A 3,095-nucleotide genomic window follows, 5' to 3' on the forward strand; every position below is an offset into this window, starting at 1 on the left:
AACCTGATGGCCAATCGCATCCGCGATATGGACCGCAAGGGTGAAGTATGGCGCAATTACCACGAGATAAATTTTGTGAACATCAATTATAAGGACTTCGATGCCGGCAACTGGAAAGTGCAGCCATCAGGCCTCGATCGAGCTGTGCAATTGATCCCATTGAAATAAATTACGACTTCGTCACAACACATTGGCGATGTAATGCCTTCACCATTGCAATTTCGCTTCAAAAGCGTCCACTTTGGACGCCAATTTGCCTACTCCACCAGATAGCTGATGGTAAGAACTGCCTGTTGACTGTACATTTACAAAAAACAAGAAAATGAAAAGAAATATGCTTACCAGCAGCATCGCTACTCTTATACTTTCTGTATTTGCCATTACAGGTTCAGCCTTTGCACAGCAATCGGGCGTTAAACGTACAGATTTACAACAACACGATCTCAGTATACCCGGACGTGAAATGGTACAGGTTCGTGTTGACATAGCCCCGGGTGTATTAGCTGCTAAACATAGCCATCCGGGTGAGGAGATCGTATATGTATTGGAAGGCGAGCTGCAATACCAGCTGGAAGGCAAACCGCCGGTAACGCTCAAGGCAGGTGAGGTGTTATTCATTCCGGCCGGAACGCCCCACTCCGCCAAAAACGTTGGCAAAACCAATGGCGCCGAGCTGGCTACTTATATTGTTGAGAAAGGAAAGCCGTTAGTAAAACTGATTAAATAGTAACGCGGTCGTGATTGAGTGTAATAAACGCAAAGGCGCTCCTTTTTGCCTGGCTAAAAGGGTTCTGGGAACCAAAATAACCCTATGTCTAGGTCGGAAAACCGGAGTTGAAAAATGTATAAGCTTAACCCGCTGATTTAAAACTATATAACGGTGAAACGGGTAAAACCCGGTTAAAAACCGATAGAAAACTAAAATAACAATCAGTTCCATTAGAAAACGTTACCTTAGGTATGTAAATTTTGAGCCTTGCATTAGTAATCATTAATTGAATTGCTGGTTCTGCATTTTCATTAGTCTTACTGGTTGCCTTTCTCAGAGATTATTTTAATTATTCAATTGTGAGCAATGAACATTTACGTTTCAAATTTAGGTTTCAATGTACAGGATGAAGATCTGAAAGATTTTTTCGCCCCTTATGGCGAAATAACTTCAGCAAAAATTATAACAGACAGAGAAACCGGCAAGTCGCGTGGTTTTGGTTTTGTTGAAATGCCCGATGATGCAGCAGCCAAAAAAGCTATAGCAGAACTTGACCAGGCCATGGTTGAAGGCAGAGCCATAAAGGTTATGGAAGCAAGGCCCAAAGAAGACAAACCCGCACGTAAAAACTTTTCATCCCGCAATGACAGAGGAGGAGGTGGTTATAATAAGAACAGGTGGTAAAGACCTCTCTTCATTTGAATCGAGGATTGCTTGTTATTAACTGTATCATATTGAACATCTTTGGATAAGTACCAGATGTAGCCATCGTTATGCCACCACTTAAAATTGGGTTGATTGACCTCGTAAGTAAAGGCCCTGCCAACACTTTATGGGCTAAGATCATGCATGCTAACCTGGCTAGTATCATGCCTCAGGTAATAGCTACCTGGTGCGAACAGGAAGGACATGAAGTGACAATGATCTGCTATACCGGTTATGAAGACCTCACCAAAGAATTGCCGAAAGAAGTAGACCTGGTATTTATCAGCGCTTTTACTCAGGCTGCCCTGCTGGCTTATGCGCTGAGTAATTATTATCGTAAGCAGGGGGCCGTAACGGTGTTGGGAGGGCCGCATGCCCGGTGTTACCCTGATGATGCGGCGCTTTATTTTGATTACGTACTGGGTTTTACCAGCCGGTCTATCATCTCAGACATTTTAAATAACTGCGCTCCGCAGCGACCAGTAGGAATACAATTAAGCGCCGGTAAACAACCGGCTGTTTTTTGTGGGGTACAGGAGCGCTGGAAATTTATAGAGCCTACTTTAAAAAAAGCTCCTTTTCTTCAGATAGTGCCTATGCTTGGCAGTGTGGGCTGTCCTTACACCTGCTCGTTTTGTATAGATTCAACAGTGCCTTACCAGCCATTGGATTTTCAAACCATCAGATCAGATCTTCAGTTTTTACGTACTAAGTATAAAAAGCCCTGGATAGCCTTCCATGATCCGAATTTTGGGATACGGTTTGAAGATAATATGGACGCAATTGCTTCTGCTGGTCCGCCTAAAAGCTTTAATTTTATTGCAGAAAGCAGTTTGTCAGTTCTTACAGTTAAACACCTGGACCTTTTACAAAAGAATGGTTTTATTGCCTTGTTGCCTGGTATTGAGTCATGGTACGACTTAGGCAATAAATCAAAGGCATCACATATTACAGGAGTTGAAAAAGTGAACCAGGTATCTGAGCACGTTAACACTATATTTCGTTATGTGCCATACGTGCAAACTAATTTTGTGTTGGGACTCGATAGTGATTCCGGTACCGAACCATTTGAGCTTACCAAAAGATTCATAGATCAATCGCCGAATGCCTTCCCGGGTTTTTCTCTGCTAACCGCATTTGGTGAAGCGGCGCCCTTGAACCTGGAGTATCAAAAACAAGGGCGGGTTTTACCATTTCCTTTTCACTTTCTCAACAATCACCTGGCGATGAATATTAAACCCAAAAATTATGACTGGGTAGATTTTTATGATAAGGTGATCGATGTAACTGATTATGCATTTTCCGCAAAGGCAATATATCGCCGCTTCATGCATACACATGGTATGGCAACCAAATGGATGAATTTGATGCGGGCCATTTCTTCAGAAGGGTGGGGGCGATTGAAATTTTACCGGCAGATCCGGCAGAACCTGCTGAATGACAAAAATTTCAGAAAATACTTTGATGGGGAAACACAAGAGTTGCCTGCATTTTATTATAATATTATTAAAAGAGATCTTGGTATCTGGTGGCAATGGCTTCCGGAAACCGCCCTTTCGCATAATGCTAATGCTTATTTAGATAAGACAGTGGCTGGTTAAAGTAATTTTATAACAATAAAGTTCGTAATTCCCGGCATACCACTTCAATTTCTTCTTCCGTATTGTAATAATGCACAGAG

At 42.4% G+C, this 3,095-nt stretch carries 3 protein-coding genes; all 3 read left to right on the forward strand.

The window, feature by feature from the left end; genetic code table 11:
- Positions 1-322 precede the first annotated feature (322 nt).
- The 3 genes from ACJ751_RS06965 (at position 323) to ACJ751_RS06975 (ending at position 3,015) form a co-directional block, all read left to right on the forward strand.
- Complete coding sequence (locus ACJ751_RS06965) at positions 323-727, forward strand: cupin domain-containing protein (RefSeq protein ID WP_407744663.1); 405 nt, start codon at positions 323-325, stop codon at positions 725-727.
- 348 nt (positions 728-1,075) lie between these two features.
- Positions 1,076-1,393 (forward strand): RNA recognition motif domain-containing protein, encoded by a 318-nt coding sequence (locus ACJ751_RS06970; RefSeq protein WP_407744664.1) that lies wholly within the window; start codon positions 1,076-1,078, stop codon positions 1,391-1,393.
- 89 nt (positions 1,394-1,482) lie between these two features.
- Positions 1,483-3,015 carry a B12-binding domain-containing radical SAM protein gene (locus ACJ751_RS06975; protein WP_407744665.1) on the forward strand — a complete coding sequence of 511 codons (1,533 nt, stop codon included), beginning with the start codon at positions 1,483-1,485 and terminating at the stop codon, positions 3,013-3,015.
- Positions 3,016-3,095 lie beyond the last annotated feature (80 nt).

Source organism: Niastella sp. (genome assembly GCF_045805085.1).
GTDB lineage: Bacteria > Bacteroidota > Bacteroidia > Chitinophagales > Chitinophagaceae > Niastella.